The organism is Micromonospora sp. IBHARD003 (assembly GCF_056106285.1).
The window spans coordinates 8,028,064-8,054,350 of sequence record NZ_JBWBBX010000001.1 but is presented as its reverse complement, the minus strand read 5'-3'; the positions used below and the strand labels follow the sequence as shown (position 1 = coordinate 8,054,350).

At 68.1% G+C, this 26,287-nt stretch carries 25 protein-coding genes; 11 read left to right on the top strand and 14 right to left on the bottom strand.

The window, feature by feature from the left end; genetic code table 11:
- Positions 1-25: 25 nt before the first annotated feature.
- From ACTWOL_RS35000 to ACTWOL_RS34985, 4 genes are all read right to left on the bottom strand, one after another.
- A complete protein-coding gene (locus ACTWOL_RS35000; protein WP_474300924.1) occupies positions 26-697 on the bottom strand; it encodes a TMEM175 family protein in 672 nt (223 codons plus the stop codon).
- Positions 698-1,034: 337 nt separating this feature from the next.
- Entirely contained in the window at positions 1,035-1,592 is a 558-nt protein-coding gene (locus ACTWOL_RS34995) for a DUF3159 domain-containing protein (RefSeq protein WP_474300923.1), read from the bottom strand.
- Positions 1,593-1,845: 253 nt separating this feature from the next.
- The gene (locus ACTWOL_RS34990; RefSeq protein ID WP_474300922.1) at positions 1,846-2,526 is read right to left on the bottom strand and encodes an alpha/beta fold hydrolase; all 681 of its coding nucleotides are present in this window, start codon (positions 2,524-2,526) and stop codon (positions 1,846-1,848) included.
- Positions 2,527-2,629: 103 nt separating this feature from the next.
- On the bottom strand, positions 2,630-3,214 hold the full coding sequence (locus ACTWOL_RS34985; RefSeq protein WP_474300921.1) for a TetR/AcrR family transcriptional regulator C-terminal domain-containing protein: 585 nt from the start codon (positions 3,212-3,214) through the stop codon (positions 2,630-2,632).
- 80 nt (positions 3,215-3,294) lie between these two features.
- On the opposite strand from ACTWOL_RS34985, the gene ACTWOL_RS34980 reads away from it, so the two are divergent.
- From ACTWOL_RS34980 to ACTWOL_RS34955, 6 genes are all read left to right on the top strand, one after another.
- The gene (locus ACTWOL_RS34980) at positions 3,295-3,897 is read left to right on the top strand and encodes a hypothetical protein (RefSeq protein ID WP_474300920.1); all 603 of its coding nucleotides are present in this window, start codon (positions 3,295-3,297) and stop codon (positions 3,895-3,897) included.
- A 452-nt stretch (positions 3,898-4,349) separates the two neighbouring features.
- On the top strand, positions 4,350-4,721 hold the full coding sequence (locus ACTWOL_RS34975; protein ID WP_474300919.1) for a hypothetical protein: 372 nt from the start codon (positions 4,350-4,352) through the stop codon (positions 4,719-4,721).
- Positions 4,722-4,845: 124 nt separating this feature from the next.
- Positions 4,846-5,322 carry a 6-pyruvoyl trahydropterin synthase family protein gene (locus ACTWOL_RS34970; RefSeq protein ID WP_474300918.1) on the top strand — a complete coding sequence of 159 codons (477 nt, stop codon included), beginning with the start codon at positions 4,846-4,848 and terminating at the stop codon, positions 5,320-5,322.
- Between the two features lie 39 nt (positions 5,323-5,361).
- Entirely contained in the window at positions 5,362-6,009 is a 648-nt protein-coding gene (folE, locus tag ACTWOL_RS34965; protein WP_474300917.1) for a GTP cyclohydrolase I FolE, read from the top strand.
- Position 6,010: 1 nt separating this feature from the next.
- Complete coding sequence (locus tag ACTWOL_RS34960) at positions 6,011-6,532, top strand: nucleoside deaminase (RefSeq protein WP_474300916.1); 522 nt, start codon at positions 6,011-6,013, stop codon at positions 6,530-6,532.
- A 16-nt stretch (positions 6,533-6,548) separates the two neighbouring features.
- The gene (locus ACTWOL_RS34955) at positions 6,549-7,931 is read left to right on the top strand and encodes an FAD-binding oxidoreductase (RefSeq protein WP_474300915.1); all 1,383 of its coding nucleotides are present in this window, start codon (positions 6,549-6,551) and stop codon (positions 7,929-7,931) included.
- 51 nt (positions 7,932-7,982) lie between these two features.
- On the opposite strand, the gene ACTWOL_RS34950 is transcribed toward ACTWOL_RS34955, so the two are convergent.
- From ACTWOL_RS34950 to ACTWOL_RS34925, 6 genes are all read right to left on the bottom strand, one after another.
- Positions 7,983-8,648, bottom strand: coding sequence for a TetR/AcrR family transcriptional regulator (locus ACTWOL_RS34950; RefSeq protein ID WP_474300914.1), 666 nt, complete (start codon positions 8,646-8,648; stop codon positions 7,983-7,985).
- A 56-nt stretch (positions 8,649-8,704) separates the two neighbouring features.
- The gene (locus ACTWOL_RS34945) at positions 8,705-9,139 is read right to left on the bottom strand and encodes an ATP-binding protein (protein ID WP_474301322.1); all 435 of its coding nucleotides are present in this window, start codon (positions 9,137-9,139) and stop codon (positions 8,705-8,707) included.
- Positions 9,140-9,402: 263 nt separating this feature from the next.
- Complete coding sequence (locus ACTWOL_RS34940) at positions 9,403-10,800, bottom strand: amidase (protein ID WP_474300913.1); 1,398 nt, start codon at positions 10,798-10,800, stop codon at positions 9,403-9,405.
- A gap of 5 nt (positions 10,801-10,805) precedes the next feature.
- Complete coding sequence (locus tag ACTWOL_RS34935; RefSeq protein ID WP_474300912.1) at positions 10,806-10,994, bottom strand: hypothetical protein; 189 nt, start codon at positions 10,992-10,994, stop codon at positions 10,806-10,808.
- Positions 10,991-12,931, bottom strand: coding sequence for a propionyl-CoA synthetase (locus ACTWOL_RS34930; protein WP_474300911.1), 1,941 nt, complete (start codon positions 12,929-12,931; stop codon positions 10,991-10,993). The genes ACTWOL_RS34935 and ACTWOL_RS34930 overlap by 4 nt, the downstream gene beginning before the upstream one ends.
- Before the next feature lie 90 nt (positions 12,932-13,021).
- Positions 13,022-14,440 carry an MFS transporter gene (locus tag ACTWOL_RS34925; RefSeq protein WP_474300910.1) on the bottom strand — a complete coding sequence of 473 codons (1,419 nt, stop codon included), beginning with the start codon at positions 14,438-14,440 and terminating at the stop codon, positions 13,022-13,024.
- A 190-nt stretch (positions 14,441-14,630) separates the two neighbouring features.
- Between ACTWOL_RS34925 and ACTWOL_RS34920 the strand changes: the two genes are divergently transcribed.
- Positions 14,631-15,203, top strand: coding sequence for a TetR/AcrR family transcriptional regulator (locus tag ACTWOL_RS34920; RefSeq protein ID WP_474300909.1), 573 nt, complete (start codon positions 14,631-14,633; stop codon positions 15,201-15,203).
- A gap of 67 nt (positions 15,204-15,270) precedes the next feature.
- On the opposite strand, the gene ACTWOL_RS34915 is transcribed toward ACTWOL_RS34920, so the two are convergent.
- Complete coding sequence (locus tag ACTWOL_RS34915; protein ID WP_474300908.1) at positions 15,271-15,984, bottom strand: helix-turn-helix domain-containing protein; 714 nt, start codon at positions 15,982-15,984, stop codon at positions 15,271-15,273.
- 613 nt (positions 15,985-16,597) lie between these two features.
- Between ACTWOL_RS34915 and ACTWOL_RS34910 the strand changes: the two genes are divergently transcribed.
- Positions 16,598-17,347 carry a creatininase family protein gene (locus ACTWOL_RS34910; RefSeq protein WP_474300907.1) on the top strand — a complete coding sequence of 250 codons (750 nt, stop codon included), beginning with the start codon at positions 16,598-16,600 and terminating at the stop codon, positions 17,345-17,347.
- An 82-nt stretch (positions 17,348-17,429) separates the two neighbouring features.
- Here ACTWOL_RS34910 and ACTWOL_RS34905 read toward each other — a convergent pair whose 3' ends face one another.
- Together ACTWOL_RS34905 and ACTWOL_RS34900 are read right to left on the bottom strand one after the other, a co-directional pair.
- Positions 17,430-18,821, bottom strand: a complete 1,392-nt coding sequence (locus ACTWOL_RS34905; RefSeq protein WP_474300906.1) for an amidase — start codon at positions 18,819-18,821, stop codon at positions 17,430-17,432.
- Positions 18,808-19,017: a hypothetical protein gene (locus tag ACTWOL_RS34900; RefSeq protein ID WP_474300905.1), complete on the bottom strand. Its 210-nt coding sequence runs from the start codon at positions 19,015-19,017 to the stop codon at positions 18,808-18,810. The genes ACTWOL_RS34905 and ACTWOL_RS34900 overlap by 14 nt, the downstream gene beginning before the upstream one ends.
- Before the next feature lie 327 nt (positions 19,018-19,344).
- On the opposite strand from ACTWOL_RS34900, the gene ACTWOL_RS34895 reads away from it, so the two are divergent.
- The gene (locus tag ACTWOL_RS34895) at positions 19,345-20,244 is read left to right on the top strand and encodes an MBL fold metallo-hydrolase (RefSeq protein WP_474300904.1); all 900 of its coding nucleotides are present in this window, start codon (positions 19,345-19,347) and stop codon (positions 20,242-20,244) included.
- A 105-nt stretch (positions 20,245-20,349) separates the two neighbouring features.
- On the opposite strand, the gene ACTWOL_RS34890 is transcribed toward ACTWOL_RS34895, so the two are convergent.
- Positions 20,350-22,623, bottom strand: coding sequence for an ATP-binding protein (locus ACTWOL_RS34890; RefSeq protein ID WP_474300903.1), 2,274 nt, complete (start codon positions 22,621-22,623; stop codon positions 20,350-20,352).
- A gap of 566 nt (positions 22,624-23,189) precedes the next feature.
- Here ACTWOL_RS34890 and ACTWOL_RS34885 point away from each other — a divergent pair.
- A complete protein-coding gene (locus ACTWOL_RS34885; RefSeq protein ID WP_474300902.1) occupies positions 23,190-24,542 on the top strand; it encodes a cytochrome P450 in 1,353 nt (450 codons plus the stop codon).
- 316 nt (positions 24,543-24,858) lie between these two features.
- On the top strand, positions 24,859-26,271 hold the full coding sequence (locus ACTWOL_RS34880) for a hypothetical protein (RefSeq protein ID WP_474300901.1): 1,413 nt from the start codon (positions 24,859-24,861) through the stop codon (positions 26,269-26,271).
- Positions 26,272-26,287 lie beyond the last annotated feature (16 nt).

Sequence of the window (26,287 nt, the reverse complement as noted above, 5' to 3'; positions counted from 1 at the left end):
CACAAGGGTCTGATGCACGATCGGCTCACCCCAGGGTGCCGGCGACTCGCCACTCGACGAATCGCAGGCTGATGATCCGTACCATCGGGAGCATCACCCAGCACAGGGACGCCCAATGCGTGACCAGTGCGACGGGTATGGAGATCACGAAGACGACGACCACCGAGGTCATCCATGCCAGGGTGCCCGCCACCGCCGCGGGCGGAGTCTTCGCTCGCAGCAGCTTGAACTGTCGCAGGGACGAGAAAGCCAGCATGAGGAACAGGCCTGCCAAGGCCTGGTTGGCCGCGTAGATGATGAACTGGACCTGGAACGCGTCGGCCTCGTTGGTCAGCAGCTTCGTGGTGAACGGCGTGATGGCGATCATGAGCAGCCACAGCAGGTTCCATCGGATCACCCCACCCGCCGTCCCGGTCGCGTACCGGAACAGGCGCTGATGAGCCATCCAGTGCGTGGCGATGGCCACGAAGCTGACCAGGAACGCGACGTACTCCGTGAGGTGCTCACGCAGGAAATCCAGCACACCGGCGTTGCCATGGACGCCTTCGGTCGGGACCGGCAACTCCAGTGCAAGCAGTGTGATGGCGATGGCTATCACCGCGTCCGAGAAGTACATCAACCGTTCAGCGCTGGTCTGCCGGGCCTCGTGGGGCTCGTCATACGCCGCGCCGGGGCGTTGCGCAGAGGTCTCGGCCATGTGTCTGTTCCTCCGGTGTGAGTGTTGAACGTGGGCGATCACGGGCTGGCTCTGGGTGAGTTGACGCCTGAGCGCATCGTTGGGTACGGGCTCTCGAGCCATAGCCGAGCATCGATTCCCTTGATCACCAAGGCCCGTGTCTGTCTCTTGTCCGGAGCCACCGTTCGCCCGTCCCCCGGCTGCTGCCCTGACATACGCAAGCAGCCACGGACGCGGCTCGGCCGGACGGCGGCGGGACAGGGCGTGGGCTCCTGCCGGTCAGGCGCCGCGGGAGCCGCCGGGCCGGGCTGCTGTTCGCGGGGCCTGACCGCCGCAGGTTTCGGTTCTCGGGCCGGCTTCACCCTTGCACTGCGGCTCGCCTCACAGCGGCCTGGACGCGCCCGACATACCGGGCGCAGAACGCGGACGGGATCACAAACCCCAAGATCTGAACGATGACCAACGGGACGACCGCGCCATGGGCGTACGCCACGATGAGGGCGCAGGCGATCGCCGAGACAGCGAACGCCGTCGCCCACGCGCCGGTGATCACCATGTTGACCTGAAGGAACTTCGGGTGGTTCCAGAACTTCTCCGGGACCTGGGTGCGGGCCATCGCCAGGGTGAAGGGCCTGCGCACGCCGAGCGAGGCCAGGGCAGTCACCGCCAAGGTGCCGGCGGCCAGGGCACAGATCCAGTTGTGGAGCCCCGAGCTCGGGTCCACCAGCGCCACCGCGGCCATCACAACGAAGAACGCGCATGTGGCCGCGCCCAGCAGGTCGATGCTGTGCACTCGGAGCTGCCCGGCGAGCAGCAGCAACGCGGCGACCGCGGCAGCACATACGCCCAGCCGCCAGTCGAACGGGCTCAGACTCGCATAGCAGAGCCAGGGCGCGAAGCCGCGGACGTAGTTCATCGAACAATCTCCTCAGCATGCAAATTTCGGAGGCTGCCCACGGCGCCGCGATCGGACACCGCCCGTCCAGTGCCGTGATCACGCGCAGCGGGGGCTCTCTGTGACCCCACGCGGGCTCTTCCTTCACGCGTCCGTGCCATGCGCACACGATCGCCTTCGGCTTCTGGTGTCGAACGTGTCAGATGTGTCAGACGTGTCTGCAGACGGGCGGGTGAGCGGGGCCCTGGAGCCGTCGTGACCCGTGCAGGTGTGATCACGGGCGTGCTGCCGCCGCGGAGGCGATCAGTTCGGCGACGGGTTCCGGCTGGGAAATCGGCACGGCGTGGCTTGCCGGCGTGGACGTGGTGGCCGCCCCGATGCGCGTGGCCATCCAACGCTGCGCCTCGGGCAGCAGGGCCTGGTCGTTCTCGGCCACCAGGTACCAGGACGGAACCGTACGCCAGGCCGGCTCGCCGGAAGGCGTGGACATGCATGTCGCTGCGCCCGTCCTCGCCGTACCGGCCAGCTCAGCAGCCTTGGACGCTGAAAGATCGCCGGCGAACAGGTGCCCGCACTTGTCGAGGTCGAGAGACAGGCGACCCTGCTCGTCGAGGCGTACCATTTCCGCGAGAGCCGACGGGAAACGGCTCAGAATGTCGATTCCGCTCTCGCCCTCGTTCGGGGCGAAGGCTGCTATGTACACCAGGGCGGAAACGTTGGGCGCGCCGTGGGCTGCGTTCGTGATCACCATCCCGCCGTAGGACCAGCCGACCAGAACCACGGGCCCCTGCAGACCGTCGATGATCTGACGTGTGTACGCGATGTCGTCTTCCGCAGACGTCAGCGGCAGCTGGGCGGCATGCACACGGTGCCCGGCAGCCTCCAGGAGCGGGATCACCTCGCTCCAACTCGAGCTGTCGCCCCACATTCCGTGTACCACCACGATGTCTGTCACAACTGTCAAATCCCCTTGCTCGGACAGGTACCCGACCGGCCCTTGCGTTGCGGTCGGTGGGAGTTCCGGGGGTCAAGGCTGCACGACGTGAGGCGCTGAGACATCACGGAATTTCCGTGATGTTTTCCCGCGGACCTTCCTCGAGGAGCAGGGGGCTCGGCCGCGAGTTCCGAGGCATGGACAGCCGACGCTTCCCCATCGGGGACCTCCTCACAGAGGCGCGGGGCGGGTGCCGGCCGGGCCCGGTCAATCGCCCTGGCTGGCGCGGTCGGCTCTGAGGCGGGCCTCGAAGCCGTCGAGGAGGGCCTGGAGGCCGAAACGCGAAGGTGTCGTCGGGCGCCGCGGCGTACTCCGTGGCGGCTGTGGTGCCGAGGCGTTCCTGGAGGCGCGGGAATTGCACGGCAGTCTCGGTGTCGCGTGTCATGACGTCGGCCATCAGTTGCTCGGCGTCTGCACCGTTCTTGCTCAGCCGACGGTTGAGCGAGACCTGCCCGGCAGGACCGAGCGCGCTGCCGAACACGAAGGTGAACACGGCGGCGGCCACCCGGTCCGCGTCGGCGGCGGCGAAGCCCGCCTTCTCATAGATGCCGAGGCTGAGGTCGCTGTGCCGGGCCTGGCGCGGTCCGTGCAGGAGATGGCTGCCGAATGCCTGGACGAGCCAGGGGTGCCGGGTGAGCATCGCGTGCATGCCGGAGGCATGAGCGATGGCGGCCGTGCGCCAGTCGGTGGCATCGAGATCAGGCAGCGCGAGCCACGGAGCTGCACAGGATGCGGGAGCAGACGGCCGGGCTGCGCGCCAGCACCCTCGGCGACGGCTTCGGCATCTGCTGGTTCCTGCACGACCTGGACGGCCTGCCCGGGATCGGCCACGGCGGCTCGGGCAACGGCCAGTTCGCCGAGCTGCTCATCGTGCCCGAGCGTAACTTCGCGCTGGTCTCCCTGGCCAACGTCGGCCCGGACGGCTACCCCTTCAACCAGACCGTCGTGCGGTGGGCGCTCGAGCACTACCTCGGCGTCGTCAAGCAGACGGCGGAGCCGGTCCCGTACGACGAGGGACGAGCCCGGGAGGTCGTCGGCCGCTGCGAGATCGACGCCATGAACCTCGACATCGCCACCGACGGCACCCGGCTCACCCTGGCGGTCGGCATCAAGCCGGAGATCCGCAAGGCATCGGACGAGGAAATGTCCCCGGACTACCCGGCCGCAGACATCGGCTTCCTTCCCGGCGACGGCGACGGCGACGGCGACGAGTACATCGTCACCGAAGGCGGCCTCAAAGGGCAGCGCTACTTCTCCCGCGACATCAACGGCGCGATCACGGGCGTCGACCTCGCCGGCCGGCTCTTCAACCGGGTCGCGGAAGCATCCTGATCCCACGTCGGCAGGGGCGGTCTCAAGCGGCTGCCCCTGCCGGCACCCCGATCCGACGACAGTCGGCTCACGGACACGACCCGTCTCCACCACCACGTTGGTGCACTCTCATCGGTACGTGGCGCACTCCACCTGAACGCCAACATCCGCCCGGCCGCACTGCGCGTACCTGATACGCACGGAGCAGCGAAAGAACGATCAGCTGTCACTACGTCAGACCAACCTCAGTCGCGTCCGGCGGCGCCCTGTTCGGGCCGCGGGCCTACCAGACGTCGCAAGAACTGGTTTGCCGGCGCTGGTCGTTGGGGCCTGACAAGCCGTGCCAAGTTACCGAGGCGAAGCGTGAACCGATTGCAACAAGTGGCCGTTGCTCAGTGCGGGGGCTCGCATTTGCATGGCGGGGAATCAATCGTTCTGCGACTCAAGTCGCTTGGCTGATTGGGGAGTTCGCGATGTCCGATTCACTGCTGGGCCACGCCGTGAGGTCGTCGGTGTGGGTGGAGGAACGCCTGCCCGGCTACCACTGCTACCCGGCCGCGCCGCCTGCGCGCTCTCATCTCGCCAGCCGGCATCGGCATGTCTTTCGTGTGCGCGCGGACGTGCTGGTGCGTCATGACGACCGCGATATCGAGTTCATGGACCTCGCCGAGCAGGTGCGGCAGTGGTGGGGACCCGGGGAGCGGGAGTTTGACTCGGCATCATGCGAGGCGGTGGCGCGGGAGCTCGGCGACTACCTGATCGAAAAGGGACTCCCCGTGCTGGAGACCGCTGTGACGGTGGTCGACGAGGGCGGAGCCAGGGTTACCTGGAGCGTCGCCGATTGAGTCGCGTTGTCTGCGCGACGGGTTGAGCAGAAGTGGACTCCTGCCGGCGTTGGTCCCAACGCAACCTGCACACATCCACTACTTCCGGGCCTCCCCGGCCGACTGAGACCCTACGGAGGTGCGCATGACGCACTCGGTAACCGTCCGTCACAACTTCGAGACAGCTCACCGGCTTCCCCATCTCGGCGGGAAGTGCTGGAACCTCCACGGTCACTCCTGGTGGTGTGAAATCACGGTATCCGCACCGCAGACCGACCGTGGCACCGTGGCCGAGTTCGGCGACTTCAAAGCGGGGATCAGGACCTGGATCGACACCTGGCTCGATCACGGCACCATGCTGAGTGCCGCTGACCCCCTCGTCGCCGCACTCCTCGATGAGGAATGCAAGATCTTCCGGTTCGGAGCGGAGGACGATCCCACCGATGCCGAGAAACTCGCGGCAGGTCTGACAGCTCCCACCGTGGAGAACGTTGCCGAGCTGGTCTTCCGCGTGGCTCGGGCAACCCTGGAGTCGATCCCCCATGCCGGCGACGCATCGATCACCCAGGTCAAGGTGTCCGAGACGCACGTCAATGCCGCGTCCTACCGAGCCAACCAGTAGGACCCGGCCTTGACTTCACGTCCATCTCAGGAGGTCAGTATGACATCGGTTACCAACGACTCACTGGTGCAGTTGGGTACGGACAGCGGGCTGTCGAACGGCATCGGAGACGGGAGCCGGCGGATCGAGTCGCTCGTGCGTGAGCTGATCGGTTTGATCGGCGAGGATGTGGAACGTGCCGGGCTGCGAAAGACCCCGGAGCGTGTGCGCAGGGCGATGCAGTTCCTCACGGAAGGGTACGACGTCCAGGTCTCCGACGTCATCGGGGACGCGATCTTCGAGGAAGACACCCAGAACCTGGTGGTCGTCCGCGACATCGAGTTCTACTCGCAGTGCGAGCACCACATGCTGCCGTTCTTCGGTCGCGCCCACATCGCCTACCTCCCGACCGGAAGAGTCATCGGGCTCTCCAAGCTCCCGCGGCTGGTCGACATGTTCGCCCACCGCCTCCAAGTCCAGGAGCGCCTCACCGAACAGATCGCGGAGGCGATCGACCTGGCCCTCGCTCCGGCCGGTGTGGGGGTCATCGTGATCGCATCCCATATGTGCATGATGATGCGAGGCGTGGAGAAGCAGTGCTCGTCGACCTACACCTCCACCTTCCGCGGGCTACTGGCGACCGACCCCGCACGCTCGGAATTCCTGCACCTGGTCCCTCGAGCCGGCGCGCGATCCGAACGGAGTTGAGATGCCGCATTCCGATGAGGACGCGAGGTTCATCCGCGTCGCGCTCGAGCGAGCACGCAGCGCCGTCCGTACTGACCAGATGCCCTTCGGAGCCTGCGTCGTCGTGGAGGGACATGTCATCTCGGCCGAACACAACACGGTGCTTGCCGACCGGGATGTCACACGGCACGCCGAAGTCAACGCGCTCCGAGAAGCCTGCCAAGTGCTCGACCGGATCGACCTGACCGGCGCGACGGTGTTCACGTCCTGCGAACCGTGCCCGATGTGCCTGGCCGCGTGCTTCTGGGCCGGCGTTTCCCGGATCGTGTATTCGGCGCGGGTGGCCGACGCCCAAGCCGGTGGCATCCGCCAATTGGCCAACGCCCCCGAGCATCTGACCGCACTCGCCGCAGCCGGGATCGAAGTCATCGGCGACGTCCTGCGGGAAGAGGGGCAAGCCGTCTTCGCCGAGCTGGACACGGTGCCTGGTGCTGTGACCGGACCGGCAACAACGGTGAGGCAATCACACTCACACGTACGCTGAGGAGACCACGCGCATCATGAGCAACACGCTCCTTCCCACAGGCAGCCACGGCCGGGCACTGTGGTGCGGCGAAACCGATTACGAAACGGCAAGACGCAACGCGGTGTGGAACGCCCGGAAGCCGGGCCATCGCCCGGACCTGATCGTGCTGGCCACATCGGAGCAGGACGTCATGGCCGCGATGGACTACGCCCGCGGCCGGGGAATGAAGGTCGCGGTCCGAGCAGGCGGCCACAGCCTGTGGGGATCGGCTTTGCGGGAGTGCGGGATGCTCATCGACCTCTCGCAGATGCGTGAGGTCTCGATCGACCCCCGACAGCAGACGGCCACCCTGCAGCCCGGCGTCACCGCGCTGGACCTCACCACGGCTCTGGCCAAGCACGGGCTGGCTTTTCCGGTCGGGCACTGCGCCACCGTGGCACTCAGCGGGTATCTGCTCGCCGGCGGGCTCGGATGGAATCTCGGCTCCTGGGGCCCTGCCTGTTTCAGTGTGGAGTCGCTGGACGTCCTCACCGCTCAGGGCGAGTTGGTCATTGCCGAGGCCGACCACAACACCAACCTGTTCTGGGCGGCCCGGGGATCGGGAACCGGCTTCTTCGGTGTCGCGACGCGGTTCACGGTGCGGCTGTATCCCGAACCGCCGGCCATCCGGACCAGCTCCGCGGTCTTCCCGCTGACAGAGGCCGCGGCTGTGGGAGCCTGGCTGGAACAGGTCGCACCGGCCCTCCCTGACTCGGTTGAGCTGCGCATGCTGATCCGCGCAGACTCGCCTGCCGCCCGTTCCCTTGGCGGCACCGGCAGCCTCGAGGTTTGCGCGACCGCGTTCGGCGACTCGGTCGGCGAAGCCGACCAGTCACTCCACCCGCTTTTCGATCACCCGATGGCCAGGGCCGGAGCGGTCAGGGCCACCAACGCGACGACAACACTGAGCGGACTGCTTGAGGCGAGTCCGCCGCTCCTGCCGGAAGGCCGACGCTACAGCGGCGACGCCCTGTGGTCCGACGCACCTCTACGCGATCTGCTGCAACCCATCGCCCAGGCGGCAGCCGACGCGCCATCCGATGAGTCGGTGATCCTCGTCTGCCCCTCTCCTCCGGCCCTCCGTGGCAGTCGTCTGCCCGATGCCGCCTTCTCGATGACGGGGAATACCCTGGTCCTGCCGTATGCGATCTGGGACGACAAGACCGCTGACCAGCAGAATCGAGAGTGGCTCAGCGCCCTCACCACCACCCTCGAACCGCTCGCCCACGGCCACTACGTGGGTGAGGCGGATCTCGCTCGCGACCCGTCGCGCTGCGTCCGCTCGTTCGCGCCGGCGAACTGGGAGAGGCTGCGAGACCTCCGGGCCGCATACGACCCGCAGGGGACCTTCCACTCGTTCCCCGGATCGGACGGGTAGCGCCGGCCTCAGGGCCGAGTACCGGCCGCGCCGGCGATGGTGTTCAGCGGTCTATCGCTTGTCCGGTTGCTCGGCTTGGTAGCGGCGAAGGAACATGGTGATGGCCTCTTCCACGACCAGTTCGATGGGGGGAAGGTCCTTGATGGCTTCGCCGATGGCCATGACGTGCGGCCAGATCGCGAATTCCTGGATGAGCCCGAGGAACTGGCGTGCCGCCAGATCCGGGTGGGGACAGTCCAAGGCGCCGGACTCGGTCATCTCGGTCAGGCACCTGCTGAACATCCCCGCCAGCGGCGCCTTGCCGAGGCGGTAGAAGTCCGCGGAGACCCACGGGAGCTTCCGGGACTCGGCGATGACCAGTCGAGTGAAGGCGATCTGATCCTTCTCGTTGATGAAGTCGAGGAGGGTCTCGGCGAAGTGCCGGAGGAAGCCGGCCGGGTCGGAATAGTCGCGCACGAGGCTGGCTTCGATGGCGTCCAGTCCGAAAGCCGCCCAGTGGTACTCCATGGTGGCCCGGAAAACCGCCTCTTTGCTTCCGAAGAGGTTGTACACGGTTTGTCTCGCCACGCCGGCGTGCTTCGCGATGAGGTCGAGGTTGACACCGTCATAGCCGAATTCGAGGAACAAGTCCCTCGAGGCTTGCAGGATCTTCTGGCTCGTGGCGCTTGGAGGTTTCTGGGGTGCACGAATGACCGGCTGAGGGCTCTGTGGGGGCATCGCATACCTTCCGGATTGTGTACGGGTCAGTCTAGTTTCGATCTCTTTGCGGCGGTCTACCGGTCCCGGGGAGAGGAGGTGGCGGCGGCGAGGCGGTAGTCGACGCGGACACGGGTTCCTGTGGCGTCTGCGATGTACTGCACGGAGTGCGCGAGGCATTCGACGATCTGCAGTCCGCGGCCGTTCTCCCCTTCGGCCTCGGAGGACTGCTGCCGCCTGCCCGGGGCCGGCCTGCCGGTGTCGGTGACCTCGATGGTCAGCCATCGCGAGGAGGCGGTAACCATGATCGTCATGGTCTCCCGCCCGTGTTTGGCCGCATTCGCGGCGAGCTCTCCGATGATCAGCAGCACGGAGTCCTGATCGGCTGGGCTGATACTCCAGGCCGGCAGGCGGCCCGCGACGAGACGGCGGGCGATCGGCACATAACGCTCCTGTGCCGGCAGGGACAGGGATGTCGGGCGGAATCTCGGGGAGCTGGAGGAGGTGGCCATGACTGTTGCCGTCGACTGGGCTGGAGGGGCAGAGGTCTTGATCATCGGACTCACCGGGCCGATTAGATTGGACAGTACAGTCCAGTTTAATCCCTTCCGTCCCTGGTGTCACCCCTGTCCCTGCCGGAGACTCGGAGGGGTGCCGCTCCCGCCTTTTGGCGTGTCAAAGGCACCGACGGCGATCGCCCGCGGTGGGCCTCGCAGGACGTTCCCGGCACTGGACGCGGGCACTCTGACATGCGGCCCCGGGCTCCGGGACGAGGTCACGATGCGAGGGGCGTGGAAGGAACGATGGCGCCCCGTTCGTGCTCGTAGGCCGCGGCGGCGCGCAGCAGGGTGGCCTCCTCGAAGGGCCTGCCCATGAGCTGCATGCCGATGGGCAGGCCGGTCCCGTCGAGACCGACGGGCAGGGAGACGGACGGGATTCCGGTGAGGTTGGCGGGGGCGGAGAGCCTGACGTAGGCGTCGGTGACCGTTTCGCTGGTGCCGTCCGCCCACCGGAACTCCTGCTGGCCGGTCATGGCCGCGGTAGCCGGGACGCTGGGTGCCGCGATGAGGTCGACCCGGTCGAACAGGCTTGACCAGGCGCGGCGCATCAGGGTCCTGGAACGCTGCGCACGGAGGTAGTCGGTGGCCGGGACCAGCGCGCCGGCCTCCAGCAGGACCCGCACGTCCGGGTCGTAGAGTTCCGGTGCCCTGCGGAGGTCTTCCTCGTGGTAGGAGGTGGCCTCGGGGACCATCAGCCCCCACTGGGTCGCCTTGACGTACTGCGTCATCGGGACCTCGACGTCCACCAACTGGGCACCCAGTCCGGCGAGCCGCGCGACGGCCGCCCGCACCGCGTTCTCCACCTGGGAATCGACGTGGTCGAAGAAGTAGTTGACGGGCACGCCCAGGCGCAGCCCGGTGAGATCCCGGCCGAGGTGGCGCAGGCAGTCCTGCGGCTCCCGGTGGCTGCTGGCGGGGTCGTTGGGATCATGGCCCATGAGGGCGTTCAGGACCAGTCCCGCGTCCTCGACGGTGCGGGTGATCGGGCCGACGTGGTCCAGGGACCAGGACAGCGGGGTCACGCCGTGCCGTGGGACCAGGCCGTACGTGGGCTTCAGACCCACCACGCCGGTCAGCGCCGCGGGGACTCTGATGGAGCCGCCTGTGTCGGTGCCCAGGGCGAAGATCGCCTCACCCGCGGCCACCGCGGCGGCGGATCCGCCGCTCGATCCACCGCAGACGCGCTCGGGCGCCCAGGGGTTGCGGGTCTGCGGGGTCGTCAGACCGTAGGCGAATTCATGGGTGTGGGTCTTGCCGACCAGGACGGCGCCGGCGCTGTCGAGCCGGGCGGCCACGGTGCTGTTCTCCGCCGGTACGCGGTCGGCCCGGACCAGGGAGCTGGAGGTCGTGGGCACTCCGGCGGTGTCGATGAGGTCCTTCAGCCCCATGGGGATCCCATGGAGCGCGCTGCGGGGACCGTCCGCGGCGATCTCCCGTTCGGCCCGGGCCGCTGCGCGGCGCGCGGATTCGGCCACGACGGTCACGTAGGCGTTGAGGTCTTCCTCCATGGTCGCGATCCGGTCGAGGACCGATTCGGTCAGCTCGACGGGCGACAGCCGGCCCGCCGCCATGGCGCGCGACGCTTGGCCGAGGGACAGTTCGTACGGCTGCATGATCCTCATTCCTCTGCTGCGGCGTAGGCGGGTGCCGGGGGCGTCTCGCCGAGGTGGAGCGAGCGCAGCGCGCTGAGAACGTTCTGGACGTGGTTCGCTGTGGCGGCCACTGCTTCCAGCCGATCGTCGGCCAGGGGCAGTCCGGCTCTGCGGGACCACTTCGCCGCGTCTTCCCAGGAGAGATCGAGGGTCACGGTCCGGTCCTTTCGGGGTGGTCCCCCATCGGGGACGAGTCGTTGCGGAGAATGTCGCGGAGGGTTTCGAGCACTGTGGGGTCGTCGATGGTGGAGGGCGGTGCGCCGTCGACGCCGTCGGCGATGTCACGCATGGTCCGCCGGAGGATCTTGCCGGAGCGGGTCTTGGGCAGGGCGCTGACGATATCGATCCGGCGGAGGGAGGCGACGGCTCCGATGCCGTGGCGGACCCGGTTGACGAGTTCCGCGCAGATCTCCTGCGGGGCACGATCGACTCCGGCCTTGAGGACGACGAACGCGCGTGGCACTTGTCCTTTGAGCGCGTCCCGGACTCCGATCACCGCACACTCGGCCACCTCCGGATGGGCGCTGAGCACCTCTTCCATCGCACCACTGGACAGGCGGTGACCGGCGACGTTGAGGACGTCGTCGATGCGGCCCATGACGTATACATAGCCGTCTTCGTCCCTGCGGCCGCCGTCCCCGGTGAGGTAGTAGCCGTCGTACGTGGAGAGATAGGAGCTGGTGTAGCGCTCGTCGTCGTTCCACAGGGTGGTCAGGGTGCCTGGTGGCAGTGGCAGTCTGATGGCGACCACTCCGTCCTCGCCTGCCGCTGCCTGGTGACCCGCGCCGTCGAGGATCCGCACGTCGTAGCCCGGTACCGGTAGCGTGGGTGAGCCCGGCTTCGTGGGGTGCGGCTCCAAGCCCATGGGATTGGCGACGATCGGCCAACCGGTCTCCGTCTGCCACCAGTTGTCGACCACCGGCACGCCGAGCAGGTCGCCGGCCCAGTGGTAGGTCTGCGGGTCCAGCCGCTCTCCCGCCAGGAACAGATGACGCAGGGAGCTGGTGTCGTGGGCACCGAGCAGTTTGCCCTCGGGGTCCTCCTTCTTCACCGCGCGGATCGCGGTGGGTGCGGTGAACAGTGTCGTGACGCCGTGGTCGGCCACGACTCTCCAGAAGGCCCCCGCGTCGGGAGTCGCGACGGGCTTGCCCTCGTACAGCACGGTGGTGCAGCCGGCGATCAGGGGGCCGTAGACGATGTAGGAGTGCCCCACGACCCAGCCGACGTCGGAAGCGGCCCAGAAGACATCGCCGGGGTGGGTGTCGAAGATGTACTGCATGGACCAGCGCAGTGCGACGGCGTGGCCCCCGTGGTCGCGCACGACGCCTTTGGGCCGGCCGGTGGTGCCGGAGGTGTAGAGGATGTAGAGCGGGTCGGTGGCTGCGACGGGCACGCAGGGTACCGGTGCGGCCGTGGCGACCGCTTGATCCCAGTCCAGGTCCCGTCCGGGGGTGAGTGGGGCGGTGCATTGAGGGCGTTGGAGCACCACGCAGTGGTCCGGTGTGTGGCCGGCCTGGGCGAGGGCGTCGTCGAGCAGGGGCTTGTAGGGCACGACGCCCTTGGGTTCGATGCCGCACGAGGCCGTGATGACGACCTTGGGCCGGGCATCGTCGATCCGCGCGGCCAGCTCGCGGGAGGCGAATCCGCCGAAGACCACCGAGTGGACCGCGCCGATGCGGGCGCAGGCCAGCATGGCGATCACCGCTTCGGGGATCATCGGCAGGTACAGCACCACGCGATCGCCCTTGGTCACCCCGAGTCCGGACAGCATTCCGGCGACACGGGCGGTCTCGTCGCGCAGTTGCCGGTAGGTGTACGTGGTGCGGCTCGCGGTGAGCGGACTGTCGTGTACGAGCGCGAGGCGGTCGCCGTGACCGGCGTCGACGTGCCGGTCGACGGCGTTGTGACAGGTACTCAACCGGCCGTCGGGAAACCAGCGGTACAGCGGTGCCCGGGAGTCGTCCAGGGCCTTCGTCGGGGGCACGGTCCAGTCGATCAGTTCGGCCGCCTCCAGCCAGAACCCCTCGGGGTCTTCGAGGCTTCGGTGGTGGGTGGCCGTGTACGTGCCCGTCTGCGGCGTTGCTGCTGCCATAGGGGTTCTCCTGTCTGCGGGAAACCGGTTCGGAAAGCCGTTCTCCTCGTCCCTGGGCGGTTGCCGCCCAGGGACGAGGCTCTTCGTCGGCTACGTGCCGGTTGCCGGTACGGGCACGGTGGTGGCGGGCGCGGGCGTGGTGCCGGTGATGGCCTCGACCGACAGGCCGGTGGTGCGGACGCCCCATATGGCGAGGGAAAGGGCGGGTACGAGGAGCGCTATGGCGACGAGGACGAAGACGGCGACCGCGCCTTGGCTGTAGAGGAGGGGGACGAGGTAGAAGGGGGCCGCGACCGCGGAGAGGCGGCTGAAGGAGTAGAGGATGCCGGTGGAGGTGGTCCGCAGGCTCGTGGGGAACTGTTCGAACTGGTACACGCGGCCCGAGTTGGACATCAGGTTGGCGGTGAGGGTGAAGAAGAAGCCGCAGGTGACGATGGCGACCGCGGAGTTCGCACTGCCGTAGCCGATCCCGAAGGCGGCCATGCCTGCCAGGGAGGCGGCGACGAACCATTTTCTTTCAAGTCTCTCCATCAGGATCATGGAGAGGAAGGAGCCCAGGGGGTAGCCGATGAAGGACAGGCTGAGGTACATCAGCGAGTCGGTCACGGTGTGTCCCTTCTGGGCAAGGGCGAGTGTGGCCACGTTGCTGAAGCCGTAGTAGCCGATGGGGGCGAGGATCCACAGCATGCCCATGAGCACGGTGCGGCGTATGTACGGAGGGCGGAAGATCGTCTTTACGGGCAGCGGGGTGGTCTCGGCGAGCTGCGGCTCGTCCGTGTCCTGGGGAGGAACCCAGCCGCGGGCCATGGCCGCCTTTTCGAATGTGCGGGTGACCTCGTCCGCTTCGGTGACTCGGCCCACCGATTCGAGCCAGCGGGGCGACTCGGGCAGCGACCGCCGGATGAAGAAGGTGATCAGGGCACCGAGGGCGCCGAGGGCGAACATCCAGCGCCAGCCGTCGAAGCCGAGCAGGGTGTCGTCCGCGAGCATCATGCCCAGGAACCCGACCAGGGGGACGGCCGTGTAGGCGGCGGTGTAGCCCCATGCCGCGTAGTAGCCGCGCTTACGGGGCGGCAGTACGTCTCCGAGGTAGGCATCGGTCACGGGAAGTTCACCGCCGAGCCCGACGCCCGCGATGAAGCGGAAGAGCAGGAGCGTCCACAGGTCGGGCGCCAGCGCGCAGCCAATAGTGCCGACGGTGTAGAAGCCGAGGGTGATCATGTAGCACTTCCGCCGACCCATCCGGTCGGACAGCCGGCCGATCACCGCCGCTCCGGCGAAGGCTCCCACGAACACCGATGACAGCAGCAGCGCGAGCTCGAACGTGCCGAGCGAGAAGGTGGTGACGAGTTTGGTCGCCAGGACCGCGGAGACGAACCACTCGTAGACCTCGAAGAAGTTGCCGATGGCGACAGCGGTGACGAGGCGCTTGTGGACGCCGGTGACCGGCAGTCGGTTGAGTCGGGCGGCGACGGAGAGGCCGCTGGACGGGATCGCAGGCTGTTTCATTCTTCTCCTCCACGGAAAAACGCCCATACAGGGCATACCGGAGCGTGAATTGGATTGGACAGTACAGTCCACCCTTGGGGGTGGCAAGGCTTGCGCACGAATCGTTGTGAGGCGACGACGCCGGTCCGCACCCCGGCCTGATCCAAACGAAAGGCCCTAGACGCAAGAAATTCGCGTTAAGCTCTCCTGCATGAGCCCCAAAGCAGCGGTCCGTCCTGGAGGACGCAGTGCCCGCGTCCAGCAGTCGGTTCACACAGCTGTGAGCGAGCTGCTCACCGAACGGGACCGGTCCAGCCTGACCGTGCCCCTCATCGCAGCCAAGGCAGGGGTGACCCCCTCGACCATCTACCGGCGCTGGGGTGATCTGCAGGAACTCCTGTCGGACGTCGCGGTCGCACGGCTCCGGCCCGACGCACCTCCGGCGGACCACGGAAGCCTGCGCGAGGACCTGGAGGCATGGGCCGTGGCCTTCCTCGAGGAGATGGCCTCACCACCGGGCAGGGCCTATGTACGCGACGCCCTCGCCGGCGATCCGGGCGGGGGCAACGCAGGGCTCTGCTCCACCTACGCCGTCGAGCAGGTGCAGGCCATCCTCGCCCGCGCCGCCGAACGCGGCGAGCACGTACCCGACGTCGATGTGATCATGGACCATGTGGTGGCACCCATGATGTACCGCATCCTGTTCCGTCCTGGGCTGCTGGAAGCGGAGTATGCGCGAGGGCTCGTGGCGACCGTCTTCTACCGGCTGATGCCGCTGCCCTGACCGGCGCGCCGGGCGCAGAACCGATGGAGCGGCAGGGCCGTCGCGCCCGGCCCGGCGGTCCTCCGTGTCACGCGTACAACCGACGCAGCCGTGCCCAGAAGCGGTCGAGTATGACGCCGAGATAGGCGCGTTCCAGCTCCTGCACCGAGGAGAAGGTGCTCTCCGCCGTGGCGACCGGCGTCCCGGTCATGTGGGCGCGGTACTCCGCGTGGAGGTGCTGGAGCACGTCTTCGATCTGATGCCGCGGCAGCGGCAGGAGCTGGGATATCGGCTTGACGTACGCGCTCCATCGCGTCGTGACGGCGTAACGGAGGAGACCCGCCAGGGGCTCGGCGCGGCCCATCACCACGACGAACACCGGCAGGGGGAGTTCGAGCACCTCCGCGAGCGCGGCGGCCTGCCGCTCGTCCCCGCTCCAGTGGCCGGTTTGCTCGATCCTTTCGTAGACCGAGGGCGCCATTCCGATCCGCATTGCCAGGGCGCTGATGCCCAAGCCGCGGGCAGTGCGGTAGTCGCGCAGCGTCAACGTCGCCCGGCGTTGCAGGTCATGCGGTTCACACCACAAGGCCCCGGCCATGGCGATCAGTTCGTTGTGCGCGGGTGCCCCCTCCCCCAGTTCCCATGCCGCGACGGTCGCGGCCGTGGTGCGCAGCCCGTAGCAGGTCCGCATGACATGGGCGGTCTGGGCGGGGGTCAGCCCGAGGGCTTCGCGGAGCCGGCGAGCGGCTACCGGATCGAAGTCGGGCAGCCTGTTGCGCGAGTGAGGGAAGTGGGCGGACATCTGTCAAGGACACACTCTCGGGTGAGTCACGGTGGCCGCCTTCGGTGCGGCCGCCTTCGAACGTGGACGGGAACGTTCGCACCTGGCGGCGGCTGGCGGGCCAAGCCGTGGTTCATGCCGGCCGCGCCGGGGCCTGGTCGAGGGGATCGGCCGTGGTCGCCGTTGTGCCGGGGCAGGACGGACCAGGGCCCTGAGGAGCCGCCGCGCTGCGAGGTTGAGGGAACCTCGCAGCGCGGCGGCAGTATGGGTGACGGGGTGCCCGTCTGCCGGGCACCCACGGCGAGAGGTCGGGTACGTACCTTCGCGGGCGGCCCCGCTGCACCCAGGCGGCGTCCGCAGTGCTGGGCCGACCGGGGACGAGGGCAGGGCCATTCCTCTCCTCCTCCATGGCCGACTGAGCCGACGGTGTAGACTGGACTGTACAGTCCATAACCGGGAGCGGCAAGAGATCCGCGGAGCCGCCCACCCGGTCGCCCACCAGGAAACTCTGCGGCGACCGCCCGCCAGGGTTGTCACCGCCTTAAAGCGAAATCCTTGCGATCAAGGTTTCCCTCACTCTAGCCTGCCTAACGCAAAGCATTCGCTTTAGTGCGCTACGAAAGGCTGCCCGGCCGTGAGAGATAACCACTGGAACCATCTGACCGCTCCGGAGCTGCGCGACCTGGCGCAACGCGACACGATCGTGCTGCTGCCGGTGGGCTCCACCGAACAGCACGGTGACCATCTGCCCACCGGCATCGACGACTTCCTCGCCGCCGAGGTGTGCCGCCGGGCCGCCGCTGCCGCTTCCGTGCCCGTGGTCGTCGCCCCGTCGGTGTGGTGCGGCCTGGCCGAGCACCACATGCCCTTCGGCGGCACCCTGACCCTGTCGCTGCCGACCCTCCATGCGCTCCTGCGGGACGTGTGCCGCTCGATCCTGCGCGCCGGGTTCCGGCACATCCTGATCGTCAACGGACACGGGGGCAATGTCACCGCGCTCAACGCGCTGGTCAACGAGCTGACGGCCGAGCTGGACGCGCCGGTCGCGGTCACGAGCTACTTCACCGCCGGACGTGAGGTGATCGCCGACATCCTGGAGACACAGCGCCACCTCATGCACGCCTGCGAGGGCGAGACCTCGATGGCGCTGGCCGCCTGCCCCGAACTCGTACGCACGGAGGAGGCCGCCCGGGCGGTGGGCCCGGACATCGGCCTGCAGTCCGAGGACTCCTCGCCCGTCTACCGCTCCGTCTCCTTCGACACCATCACACCGTCCGGCACCGCCGGCGACGCCCGAAGCGCCTCCGCGGCCAAGGGCGAGCGCATGCTCGACGGCTGTGCGACAGCCCTCGCCGACCTCCTCGCCGCAGGCATCTGGTCTTGACCCTGACCTGATCCCGACCTGATCCTGATCGGACGCGAACGGCGCGTGGGCCGGACTCTCCGTCCAGGCCCACGCGCCGTTGTCAGGCCACCTGTGCCGACTCGGAGGTGAGCTGGGTCTGCTCGTAGGCGTGGCCGACGCGCAGCAGCGTGCTCTCGCCCAGGGGCCGCCCCAGAAGCTGCATGCCGATCGGCAGACCGTCCCCGTCCTGGCCGACCGCCACGGACAGGGACGGTATTCCGGTGATGTTGGCTGGGGACGAGAGGCGTACGTAGGCGTCGGAGACGCCCTCGGTGGTGCCGTCGGCCCAGGTGATCGTCTCCTGGCCGGCCTTCACGGCGGTCGCAGGGACGGTGGGGGCGGCGATCACGTCGACCTCCTGCAGCATGCGGGCCCATTCCTGCCGCATGAGGGTGCGCGAGCGCTGGGCGCGCAGGTGGTCCGCGGCCGGCATCAGTGCACCGGCCTCCAGGAGGACTCGGGTGTCGGCCTGGTAGAGCTCGGGGGCCGTGCGCAGGGTGTGCTCGTGGTAGGCGGTGGCCTCGGGCACCATCAGGCCCCACTGGGTGGCCTGGATGTAGCGGGCCATGGGGATCTCGACATCGACGAGGCGTGCGCCGAGGGCCTGGAGATCGTCGATGGCGTGCCGGACCGCGGCTTCGACCTCGGGGTCGACATGGTCGAAGTAGTAGGTGCGGGGCACGCCGATCCGCACCCCGGTCAGGCTCGTGCCGGCGGTCGGCCGGTAGTCGGTCGCGGGCGTCGAGAGAGAGGCGGGATCACGCGGGTCGTGCCCGGCCAGCGCATTCAGGACCAGGGCCGCGTCCTGGACGGTGCGGGTGATCGGGCCGACGTGGTCCAGCGACCAGGACAGGGACGTGACGCCGTGGCGGGGCACAAGGCCGTAGGTCGGCTTGAGGCCGACGACGCCGTTGAGTGCGGCGGGCACCCTGATCGACCCGCCGGTGTCGGTGCCCAGGGCAAAGGTCGCGGCGCCCGACGCCACCGCGACGGCGGATCCGCCGCTGGAGCCGCCGGCGACACGGCCCGGGTCCCAGGCGTTGTGGGTCTGCGGAGTGGTCAGGCCGTACGCGAACTCGTGGGTCTGCGTCTTGCCGAGCAGGACCGCGCCGGCCTCCGCCAGGCGTGCGGCGACCGTGCTGTCGGTCTGCGCGCGGTGGCCGGCGCGGACCCGCGAACTGGCCGATGTCGCCATGCCGGCCACGTCGATCAGGTCCTTCAGGCCCATCGGAATACCGTGCAGAGGACCGCGGTAGCGGCCGGTCGCGATGTCGCTTTCGGCCTCACGCGCTGCCCGGCGCGCCCGCTCCGCGTCGACCGTGACGTAGGCATTGAGGCCCGGCTCCACCTGCTTGACGCGATCGAGGACCGAGTCCACCAGCTCGACCGGGGACAGCTGCCCGGCCCGGATCGCGTCCGCGGCGGCGGCGAGGGACAGCTCATACGGCTGCATCGTGCTTCCCTTCTCCCGCGCGGTAGGCGCCGGCGGACGGGGTCTCGCCGAAGTCCAGCTCCCGCAGGACCGCGACGACGGAGTGGATGTGCTGGGCGACGGCGGCGACCGCGGCATGACGGTCGGCGGGGAGCGGAAGTCCGGCATGGGCGGCCCAATGGGCCGCCACCGGCGGCGTGAGCTCAACAGCGCGCATGTACGCCCTTTCCTGTTCAAGGATGGGAGGCGGAGTAGGAGTGGCAGAGCCTCATCAAAAGCTAAGACCTTGCGTTAGTGGACTCTAGAAGGCTACGGTGATTTAACGCAAATCCATTGCGTTTATCGGGACGCAATCCCATGTCGGAGTGAAAGCCGCCTGGCGCCCGGAGGAACGATCGCGGTGCGGCGCCCGCGCGGCCGCAGGCGGGCTGGAGGAGCCGTGCGTCGGAGAGGAGACCGGCTCGCCCCGCTCCTGCCCCCACGCCGTCATCACCGCCGTCCCCCGTGGAACCTACGCTGATCAGAACAAAGGAAACGACGGACCATGCCCTCTGCCCTCCCTACCCCCATCGCCGCCTGGACCGTGGGCGACGTCACCGTCCTACGCGTCGACGAGGTCCTGCTGCCGCCCTCGACCGGACCATGGCTGCTGCCCGACGCCACTCCCGAGGTGGTGACCGGGCAGGACTGGCTGCGCCCCCACTTCGCCGACCATGAGGGCATCCTGCACATCGACAGCCACAGCTTCGCGTTCACGGTCGGCGGTCTCGGCGTACTGGTGGACACCGGCATCGGCAACGGCAAGGAGCGGGCCAACCCCGCCTGGCACAACCTGAGCACCGACTACCTCGAGCGCCTCACCGCCGCCGGATTCCCTCCGGAATCGGTCGACCTGGTGATCCTCACCCACCTGCACGCCGACCACGTGGGCTGGAACACACGCGAAGTGAACGGAGAGTGGGTCCCCACCTTCCCCAACGCCCGATACGTGACCTCGCGCACCGAGAGGGAGTTCTGGGCCGGGTACGACATGGAGGAGGCACGCAAGCAGATGTTCCGCGACTCCGTGATACCGGTCGAGCAGGCAGGTCTGCTCGACCTCGTCGACGTCCCCACCGAGGGCGTCGAGATCGCCCCGGGGCTGCGTCTGCTGCCCACCCCCGGCCACACCCCCGGCCACGTCGCCGTCAAGCTGACCAACCGGGGTGAGACCGCGCTGATCACCGGCGACTGCATCCACCACCCCGTTCAGCTCGCCCACCCCACCATCGGCGCCTGCGTCGACATCGACCCGCAGCAGTCCGAGGCCTCGCGCCGTGAACTGCTCGCCGCCCTCGCCGACACGGACACCCTCGTTCTCGGCACCCATTTCGCGCCGCCCAGCGCCGGCCGCGTAGTTACGCACGGGAACGCCTACCGGCTGCTGCCGGTCGCCGCGATGTGACAGCCCGCGTTTCCCTGGTGAACTCAACCCGGACAAGGGAGGAACAAGCCGTGAGGCCGAAGCGCGGCCCACAGCACCCGTGGACGACCACGCTTGACTACACCGTCAGTCACCTGAGCGCTGCCTGGCCGCCCAGGCGGCAATCTGTGCGCGGGACGTGAAGCCGAGTTTGGTCAGGATGTGCTCGACGTGGCCTTCGGCCGTGCGCGGGGCGATCACCAGCTTGGCGGCGATCTCCTTGTTGGTCATTCCGGCCCCGACGAGGTCGGTGACTTCGCGTTCGCGCCGGGTCAGCGACAGGCTCCCACGCTCCAACGGCCAGGCCGCCGCGGGGGCAGAGGCATCCTGCTCCTCCAGGACGTACGCCACCGCCCCGTCGAAGGCATATCCCGCACCACGCCGCCTGGCGTCTCCGAACGCCTTCTCCGGCATGGCGCCCCGCACCTGTTCCTCGCACTGGCGATAGGGCTCGGCCATGAACGTCGCGCAGGCAAGGCCTCCGCCCAGGGTCTCCCACAAGGTCTGCAGTACGCCGAGGAATTGGGCGGCGCGTTCCATCACCCCTGCAGCCACGGCGCTCCAGGCGACCAGCACCACACACGCGGCGATGCCCCAGCGGTCGCTCATGTCCCGCAGCAGTCGGATCGCCTTGCGCGCGAGCGCGTCGGCACCGCGGCAGTCCCCCTTGCTCCAGCACGCCAAGGCCTGTGCGAACAGGCTGTAACCCCGGAACCAGGTCTCCCCCCGCCCGGCCGAGATGGCCTCGGACTCCCGCGCCAGAGCCAGCGCCCGGTCCGGATCACCCTGAAGGCAGTAAGCGACGGCCAGTTTGAAGGTGGACTCGGTCAAACCGAGCGGATCCCCCAGCTCACGATGGCGTGCGGCGGCATCCTCCATGAGTTCCCGGGCGTGCGCCCAGTCCCCGCCGAACGCCGTACCCACGGCCAGGCCGTGCTGCGCCCAGGCCAGCGCGGAGGCGTCCTGTTGCTGCTGGGCGGCTGCCTGGCACCGGCGGTACAGCGTCAAGCCTTCCTCCAGTGCCCCCTGCAGGACGCAGAGTTGCGCAAGGATCTCGAGCGCGGCGGTGCGCGGCGCGCTGTCCTCGGTATCCGCCTCCAGCAGCCGGCCCAGCCAGTGACGGCCCTCGTTGAGCGAACCGCGAAGCATCCAGTAGGCGCGGGGGGTGACCGCGAGGACCATACCCGCCTGGACCTCACCGGGCTCGGCGAGGCAGAAGTCCAGGGCGGCCCGGAGATTGTCGTGGTCCTGCCGCAGCCACGCCGCCCAGGCAACCTGTTCGGGGCCGAACCACCGCGCCTGTGCCTGCATCTGCTGCTCCAGGTAGTGATCACGGTGCCGCCGCCGCAACGCCGGGAGCTGTCCGGATTCGGCCAGCTGCTTCAGCCCGTACTCCCGTACGGTCTCCAGCATCCGGTAGCGCGACCGGTCTCCGTCCTCATGCCTGGTCAGGATCGACTTCTCCAGCAGACCGTCCACGAGATCCAGCAGGCCTTGGGAAGGAAGGTCCTCGCCCGAGCAGACGGCATCGATGGCCTTGAGGTCGCACCCGCCCGCGAAGACCGACATACGGGCCCACAGGGCACGCTCCTGGTACGAGCAGAGGCCGTAGCTCCAGTCCATGAGCTCACGCAGCGTCCGCTGCCGCGGTAGCGCCACCCGGGAGCCGTGCGTCAGCACGGTGAAGCGGTCCTCAAGGCGCTCCAGCACCTGGTGGACGGTGAGGGTCCGCAGCCGGGCGGCGGCGAGTTCGATCGCCAGCGGCAGTCCCTCGAGGCGGTGCACCAGCCGCCCGACCGCGTCGGCGTTGTCCTGGGTAACGGCAAACCCCGCCCGGACTGCCGCGGCGCGCTGTTCGAACAGGGCGACCGACGGGTTCACCAGCAGCTTCTCGAGCGGGAGACCCAAGTCCGGTCCGGGAGTCTCCAAGGGCGGGACCAGGAACAGATGCTCACCGGCGACCCCGAGGGCATGCCGGCTGGTCGCAAGGACGCGAAGCTCGGATGCCGCCCGCAGCAAGGTGTCCGTGACCTGTGCACACGCGTCGACGAGGTGCTCGCAGTTGTCGAGTACCAAAAGCAGCCGGCGGTGACGCACATGGTCGGTGAGCACGTCGATGGCAGCGCGTCCGGAATGGTCCTGCAGGCCCACCGCCACGGCGATGGTCTGGCTGACCAGCTGCGGATCACGCACACTCGCCAATTCCACAACGCAGACCCCGTCCGGAAACGCCCGTACGGCAGTGGACGCCACCCGAACGGCCAGACGTGTCTTGCCAACACCCCCGACTCCGCTGAGCGTGACCAGGCGGGACGTGGAGAGCAGCCGCCGGACCTCGGTGATCTCACTTCTGCGACCCACGAAGGTCGTCACCTCCGCGGGTACCCCCATCACTCTGCCCGGCAATTCCGCAGCGCCCATTCGGGGACCTCTCCCAGCCGCTCATGATTATGCCGGATCTGCATTCTCCGGCCCAGCCGGATGACGTCTGCCCCATGGCCATGCAGCGAATGATCTCCAAGGCTCCGCCACGGAGGGTAGCCGGACGCACGCATACAGCGGCGTGAGGCATGAAGAACCCCGCCGGAGGAGGCGAGGTTGTCCGGCGTAGGCACATGCGTGCCACCACCAAGCCGCAATGCCGCGCGCAGCACGCTCAAGTCCGGATTCCGGTACCGAGACCACGTCTTCACAGCTCAGAGGCTGGAGAGGCATCGAACTCGGGTCAGTCTGCGCCCGATTCACACTCCACTGCAATGCGGGCTGTGAATGAGCTGGGCGCCGGAGTCTGCTGAGCTCGTGCATCAACTGGGTTATGTTGGGGACTGGTTGAAAGCCGGGTCCTTCAGTCACACTGCATCCCTGCACGGGTTGAAGATCTTGGGAGCAGCCTCATGACCGTATTCCGGAGAGAGTCCTCTCGTCCCTTGAGTGGGATTCCAAGCGCGCCGGGGGCGCTGCCGCTGCTCGGCCATGTGGTCCCACTGATTCGCGATCCTTTGCGGTTCATGAGGTCGCTGTCCTCGGGCGGTGCCCTTGTGCGGATCGGTGTCGGCCCGGCCAGCGCGGTGGTGGTGTGTGATCCTGACCTCACCCGCCAGGTACTCGTGGACGACCGCGTGTTCGACAAGGGCGGTTTCCTCTACGAGCGCGCCCGGGAGGTCATGGGCAACGGTCTGGCCGGCTGCCCCCACAGCGACCACCGACGGCAACGCCGTCTGGTCCAGCCGGTGTTCCGCAGGTCACGACTCCCAGGCTACGCCCATGTCATGGACCACGAGATCACCGCGGTGACCGGCTCCTGGCACTCGGGCGAGGTCATCGACGTCCCCGCGGAGATGATGCGGCTGACCGCCAAAGTCACACTGTCCACCATGTTCACCGGTGGGGTCCCGCCGGTCGTCTTCCGCCAGATGCTCGCCGACGTTCCCGTCGTCATGTCCGGCATCTTCATACGGTCGCTCATGCCACAGGCACTGACTGCGCTGCCGATTCCCGCCATCCGCCGCTACGACCGGGCCCGGGCCCGACTGCGGGCCAGCATCGACGGAATCATCGCGCGGTATCGTGCCGACGACACGGATCACGGCGACCTACTGTCGATCATGCTGAACACCTGCGACCCCGACAGCACGGACGGGACCCGGCTATCCGACAGCGAGATCAGCGACCAGATCATCACGTTCCTGATCGCTGGGATCGACACCACCGCCAACGTGCTGTCCTGGGCCCTTCACCTGCTGGCCGCGCACCCCGACGTCGAGAAGCGGCTCTGGGCCGAGATCGACTCCGTTCTCTCCGGCTCTTCGGCGACCTTCGACGACCTGCCGAAACTTGGGCTTGCCAACCGGGTCATCACCGAGACGCTCCGCATGTACCCGCCGGGGTGGCTGCTGACGCGCACCACCACCGCCGACACCCGGCTCGGTGGTCACCACATACGCGCGGGCACAACGATCGTGTACAGCGCCTACCTGATCCACCACCGCCCGGACCTGTACCCCGCTCCCGAGCGGTTCGACCCGGACCGCTGGGAGGGCCAGGCGGCACAGCCGACCAGTGGTGCCTTCATCCCCTTCGGGGCGGGGGCCCGTAAGTGCGTCGGTGACACCTTCGCCACCGTCCAGGCCACACTCGCGCTCGCCACCATCGTCGCGCAATGGAGCCTGCGGCCGCTTCCGGGTTCCCACGTCAAGCCCGCTCTCACCACGGTGCTGAGTCCGGCGGGACTGCGGATGCTCGTCACCGCCCGCACACCGAACCAAGACGGCAATCCGTAGCACGCTGTATCCGCCGCGACAGCTCCCGACTCCGCGAACCAGCGTTGGCATAGATGCGATCGGGCCGGCCGAGCAGGCCGCGGACGTAGTCGGGAGCGTCCGATGTTCGGCACGGCGCCGGCCTCGGTGTCGACGTGGAGCACCCGGGCGCATCGCAGGGGTGCCGAACGTTCACGGTCCGTCAACAACGGTCCTGACTACGTGAGTTCGATCCGTAACGACGTGTTGTGCTTTCGTGGCGGGCACACTGGCCGCTCAGGCTCGGCCTGTTGTTGGCTGTTAAGATCCATACAACCTGTCGACACTCTTGTTGGGTGTGATCACGCGCATCCTTCCTTGGGGGCGCACGATGCTGCCTATACAGTCGTTGTCCACGTTCCAGTACCTGGCGAAGTGCGCGAGCCAACGGGATCAGGAATTCACCCGCCTCTACCACCAGCGTTCAGCGCCCGCGCCCTTCTCCGCACCAGTACCGGAAACGTGCCCCTCTTGCGGGACGCGGTGCGGGGCAGCTGATGCGTTCACCCCCGATGCGGCAGTGTGGGAGCAGATCGTGCGCACCGCTGGGGAGCCGTTCACGGCCGGCTGGGTACCTCTGCCCGATCCGGCGTTGTACGCGAACCTGGTGGATCCCGCAGTGGCGCGGGTGGTGAAGAGACGTCCGGTGGGACGGCTGTACCTCGGTCATGGTGACGATCCGCTTCAGGGACTGTGGATCGGGGAGGTCAACGGCTACCAATTCGCCAACGAGATAGCTCACTCTGGATCCCGAGTGGAGCGGGACCGGCTGTCGACCCTCCAGAGTGGCTTCTACACCGACTACCACGTGAATACAGGAAACCCTTCGGTCTACGACACGCAGGAGGAACCCACCGAGGCGAACCTGCTGCGGCTGGCGACTGAGGTGACGCGGCGGAAGGCTGAGCGTGACGCCGCTGTCACACTGCATGACGAGCCCTGGCGCTTGGTGCCCCACCGGCTGGACCACAGCCGCTTGTTCAAGCTGCTCGACACCCACTACCTCAACGAGTTGGCTCGGCCGGTCGAGGAGCACCAGCTCATGGGGGTGCTGTATGCGGGAGTGGTGCACGACCTGTTCGACGCGGTGAACGACCTCTTCCAGCGGGAGCGCGCGAACTACGTGACGAATCAGCTCGTGTCCGGGTCCGTCCAGGAGCTGACGGAACTGTACGCACGGGTTGTGTACGTGACGCTGAAGCGGGCGCCCGCGCAACGGGTGCCTTCGTGGACAGCCGTCTACCTTGTGGGACTGTGGTGCGTGTGGAACGGGCGTCACCGGGCGTGCAACGCGTATGCCCGGGCGGGTGATGTGTCCGGACTGCGAGAGGAAGTCTGGGGGGAGATCAGGCGGCTGGACGCGCTGCACGGCACGAGCGTCTTGGCGGACGCCGGGGTGCGGCTTGAAGACGACTCGGATCTGCCCTCCGCGGCACATCCGCTGCGGGACGCGATACTCGCACAGTTCGCCCGACTGGAATCGTCCACGGCGAGCTCGTGGCGCGAGCGGGAGGAGGCCATCCGCACAGCGGTCCAGCCCGGGGCGGTGGCGCGGAAGCTGCGCCGCAGCAACGCAGCGACGCCCGATGAGCTGAGTGCGGTGCTACGGCGGGCGTTCATCCACTTCGCACTGGCGTCGGATCTGGGGATGAGGGTCCTTGTGGGACAGGCCGACAAGGAAACAGCGCCGATGGAAGACCTCGCCCTCTGACACTCGGGCCGGCCGG

What these genes read in the sequence shown, in the direction of transcription:
- ACTWOL_RS34900 (WP_474300905.1), bottom strand. Translation starts at nt 19,017, where the DNA reads ATGCGCGCTGTTGAGCTCACGCCGCCGGTGGCGGCCCATTGGGCCGCC.
- ACTWOL_RS34960 (WP_474300916.1), top strand. Translation starts at nt 6,011, where the DNA reads ATGCCGCATTCCGATGAGGACGCGAGGTTCATCCGCGTCGCGCTCGAG.
- ACTWOL_RS34915 (WP_474300908.1), bottom strand. Translation starts at nt 15,984, where the DNA reads ATGTCCGCCCACTTCCCTCACTCGCGCAACAGGCTGCCCGACTTCGAT.
- ACTWOL_RS35000 (WP_474300924.1), bottom strand. Translation starts at nt 697, where the DNA reads ATGGCCGAGACCTCTGCGCAACGCCCCGGCGCGGCGTATGACGAGCCC.
- ACTWOL_RS34920 (WP_474300909.1), top strand. Translation starts at nt 14,631, where the DNA reads ATGAGCCCCAAAGCAGCGGTCCGTCCTGGAGGACGCAGTGCCCGCGTC.
- ACTWOL_RS34970 (WP_474300918.1), top strand. Translation starts at nt 4,846, where the DNA reads ATGACGCACTCGGTAACCGTCCGTCACAACTTCGAGACAGCTCACCGG.
- ACTWOL_RS34975 (WP_474300919.1), top strand. Translation starts at nt 4,350, where the DNA reads ATGTCCGATTCACTGCTGGGCCACGCCGTGAGGTCGTCGGTGTGGGTG.
- ACTWOL_RS34980 (WP_474300920.1), top strand. Translation starts at nt 3,295, where the DNA reads ATGCGGGAGCAGACGGCCGGGCTGCGCGCCAGCACCCTCGGCGACGGC.
- folE (WP_474300917.1), top strand. Translation starts at nt 5,362, where the DNA reads ATGACATCGGTTACCAACGACTCACTGGTGCAGTTGGGTACGGACAGC.
- ACTWOL_RS34995 (WP_474300923.1), bottom strand. Translation starts at nt 1,592, where the DNA reads ATGAACTACGTCCGCGGCTTCGCGCCCTGGCTCTGCTATGCGAGTCTG.
- ACTWOL_RS34895 (WP_474300904.1), top strand. Translation starts at nt 19,345, where the DNA reads ATGCCCTCTGCCCTCCCTACCCCCATCGCCGCCTGGACCGTGGGCGAC.
- ACTWOL_RS34950 (WP_474300914.1), bottom strand. Translation starts at nt 8,648, where the DNA reads ATGCCCCCACAGAGCCCTCAGCCGGTCATTCGTGCACCCCAGAAACCT.
- ACTWOL_RS34940 (WP_474300913.1), bottom strand. Translation starts at nt 10,800, where the DNA reads ATGCAGCCGTACGAACTGTCCCTCGGCCAAGCGTCGCGCGCCATGGCG.
- ACTWOL_RS34985 (WP_474300921.1), bottom strand. Translation starts at nt 3,214, where the DNA reads ATGCACGCGATGCTCACCCGGCACCCCTGGCTCGTCCAGGCATTCGGC.
- ACTWOL_RS34905 (WP_474300906.1), bottom strand. Translation starts at nt 18,821, where the DNA reads ATGCAGCCGTATGAGCTGTCCCTCGCCGCCGCCGCGGACGCGATCCGG.
- ACTWOL_RS34930 (WP_474300911.1), bottom strand. Translation starts at nt 12,931, where the DNA reads ATGGCAGCAGCAACGCCGCAGACGGGCACGTACACGGCCACCCACCAC.
- ACTWOL_RS34945 (WP_474301322.1), bottom strand. Translation starts at nt 9,139, where the DNA reads ATGGCCACCTCCTCCAGCTCCCCGAGATTCCGCCCGACATCCCTGTCC.
- ACTWOL_RS34925 (WP_474300910.1), bottom strand. Translation starts at nt 14,440, where the DNA reads ATGAAACAGCCTGCGATCCCGTCCAGCGGCCTCTCCGTCGCCGCCCGA.
- ACTWOL_RS34955 (WP_474300915.1), top strand. Translation starts at nt 6,549, where the DNA reads ATGAGCAACACGCTCCTTCCCACAGGCAGCCACGGCCGGGCACTGTGG.